Origin of the sequence: Streptomyces pathocidini, assembly GCF_001418495.1 — a bacterium.
In the GTDB taxonomy this organism is placed as follows: Bacteria; Actinomycetota; Actinomycetes; order Streptomycetales; family Streptomycetaceae; genus Streptomyces; species Streptomyces pathocidini.
Window position 1 is genome coordinate 1 of record NZ_LIQY01000453.1, and the last position, 2156, is coordinate 2156.

The following is a 2156-nucleotide window of genomic DNA, read 5'->3' on the forward strand; positions in this document are numbered from 1 at the left end:
GGGACGCCAGGAGCGCTCAGTGCGCCCTGAGCGCTCCTGGCGTCCCGGGGCAGGCCGGGCCGCAGCCGGTGTGGCTGCGGCCTCCCGAGCCTGGCCTCGAGATCGAGCCGACGCTGCCCGCGGCTGCCGTGTGGGGCGGTCCTGCGGGCCTCGGGGGCGGCGTCGACCGCGCCCCCGATCTCGTACGGCTCGTGGGCACGGCGGCGACGGCGTGCCACCGGGCCCGGGTGCAGCGTGCCGGGCGCGCTCAGGCGTTGGCCTTCTCGTAGGCCTCGCGGATCTCGCCGGGGACGCGCCCGCGGTCGTTGACGTCGTAGCCGTTGTCCTTGGCCCACGCACGGATCTTCGCGGTGTCCTGGCTGCCGCCGGAGGTGCCCGCGGCGGCCCGCGCCTTGCGGCCGACCCCGCCGCGCCCGCCGGTGCGGCGGCCGCCCTTGGTGTACGGCTCCAGCAGCCCGCGCAGCTTGTCGGCGTTCGAGGTGGTGAGGTCGATCTCGTAGGTCTTGCCGTCCAGCGCGAACGTCACGGTCTCGTCGGCCTCGCCACCGTCGAGGTCGTCGACAAGAAGGACCTGAACCTTCTGTGCCACCGGATTTCCTTTCATCGAAAATGCAGTACGAGAGAAAGGAAAGCGCCTTTCCCAGAAAAACTCAAACCCCTGACCGATGTTCATCCGCTCATCGGCACGGGAAATGTGCGCGATTCGGACATAGGGTTCGCGTGTAGTTCCGGAGAGTTCCGGGAGAACCCTGCTGATCACAGTTGCAGAAGCATCCGGATGTTGCCCAGGGTGTTCGGCTTCACTCGTTCGAGGCCGAGGAACTCGGCCACACCCTCGTCATAGGAACGCAGTAGCTCGCTGTAGACATCGCCGGCCACCGGCGTCTCCCCGATCTCCACGAAGCCGTGCTTCGCGAAGAAGTCGAGTTCGAAGGTCAGACAGAAAATGCGGCGCACCCCGAGCCAGCGCGCGGTCTGCAACAGCTTGGCCAGGAGTTGATGCCCGACTCCGGTGCCCCGCACGCGCGGATCCACGGCGAGAGTGCGCACCTCCGCGAGGTCTTCCCACATCACGTGGAGCGCCCCGCAACCGACGACCGCGGCGTCCTCGTCCCGCTCCGCCACCCAGAACTCCTGGATGTCCTCGTAAAGCGTCACTGTCGCTTTGTCGAGGAGGATGCCTTCCCCCACGTACCCGTCGAGGAGGCCGCGCACAGCGGCCACATCGCTGGTGCGGGCCCGGCGGATGGTGACCTCTTCTGAAACCGGCGATGCGTTCGGCGACATGTGCGGACGCTATCGCCCCGGGCCCTGCTCGCTCTCACCGGGATCGTCGAGTTGTACGACGTGCAGGGCGTCCCGCAGCGCTTCCCGCTGTTCCGCGGACATCATGCCGAAGAAGGCGACGAGAGCGGCGGCGAGGTTGTCACTGGTCTGCCAGGCGTCGTTCATCAGAGCGGCCGAGTAGGCGGCGCGGGTGGAGACCGCCTCATATCGATAGGCGCGGCCTTCGGCTTCCCTCCGCACCCAGCCCTTCTGATGCAGGTTGTCCATTACGGTCATGACCGTCGTGTACGCGATGGAGCGTTCCTGCTGAAGGTCTTCGAGGACTTCCCGAACGGTGACCGGCCGGTTCCATCGCCACACGCGTGTCATCACGGCGTCTTCGAGGTCACCCAATCGTCGAACCACATTGGAATAATAGTGGTAGATGTCTCAAATGCCGGTTCATTCCCGAGGCCGGATCCGGCCGGTTCCTTCCGCCCGGACAACCGGTTCGTTCCGCCCGAACAAAAGAAGGGCGCACGGCCGGGACTGATGTTCCCGGTCGTACGCCCTGCGGGTGCTCGGCTTGTCAGGCCTTCGCCTCGCCCTTCGGCATGGAATGCGCCGGCGACTTGGCGCGCGCCAGCGCTGCGTCCACGGCGGCGTCTTCCTTAGCCTTGTTGGCGCCGCCCTGGCTCTTGACGATCGTCCTGACCAGGGCGATGAAGGCGATGGCCATGACCAGCGGCGGCAGCAGCGCGGAGACGTAATCCATGCCTCAAGGGTAGCCAGTCAGACCGCGGCCAATTGCTCGGGGCGGGACGGCGGGGGCGGAGGCGGCTCGGCCGTGCGGCGGCGGCGCGGTGGGAAGACCTCCGCCCCCGCCGTCC

General features: G+C 67.6%; 4 protein-coding genes and 1 pseudogene. 1 reads left to right on the plus strand and 4 read right to left on the minus strand.

Going from position 1 to position 2156, the window contains the following annotated elements; all coding sequences use genetic code 11:
* Positions 1–269 (plus strand): annotated as a pseudogene (locus AOK16_RS27495) (hypothetical protein); the annotation flags it as partial.
* Here AOK16_RS27495 and AOK16_RS20090 read toward each other — a convergent pair.
* The 4 genes from AOK16_RS20090 to AOK16_RS20105 all read right to left on the minus strand — a co-directional run bounded on the left by AOK16_RS20090 (position 248) and on the right by AOK16_RS20105 (position 2041).
* Positions 248–589, minus strand: coding sequence for a histone-like nucleoid-structuring protein Lsr2 (locus AOK16_RS20090; RefSeq protein ID WP_055473590.1), 342 nt, complete (start codon positions 587–589; stop codon positions 248–250). The pseudogene AOK16_RS27495 and the gene AOK16_RS20090 sit on opposite strands and share 22 nt — an antisense overlap.
* A 167-nt stretch (positions 590–756) precedes the next feature.
* Positions 757–1287 carry an amino-acid N-acetyltransferase gene (locus AOK16_RS20095; protein ID WP_079101591.1) on the minus strand — a complete coding sequence of 177 codons (531 nt, stop codon included), beginning with the start codon at positions 1285–1287 and terminating at the stop codon, positions 757–759.
* 9 nt (positions 1288–1296) lie between these two features.
* On the minus strand, positions 1297–1692 hold the full coding sequence (locus AOK16_RS20100) for a BlaI/MecI/CopY family transcriptional regulator (RefSeq protein WP_079101592.1): 396 nt from the start codon (positions 1690–1692) through the stop codon (positions 1297–1299).
* 163 nt (positions 1693–1855) lie between these two features.
* The gene (locus tag AOK16_RS20105; protein WP_055473593.1) at positions 1856–2041 is read right to left on the minus strand and encodes a hypothetical protein; all 186 of its coding nucleotides are present in this window, start codon (positions 2039–2041) and stop codon (positions 1856–1858) included.
* Positions 2042–2156: the final 115 nt, after the last annotated feature.

Coding starts and splice junctions, on each gene's coding strand:
- AOK16_RS20105 (WP_055473593.1), bottom strand. CDS start 2,041: ATGGATTACGTCTCCGCGCTGCTGCCGCCGCTGGTCATGGCCATCGCC.
- AOK16_RS20095 (WP_079101591.1), bottom strand. CDS start 1,287: ATGTCGCCGAACGCATCGCCGGTTTCAGAAGAGGTCACCATCCGCCGG.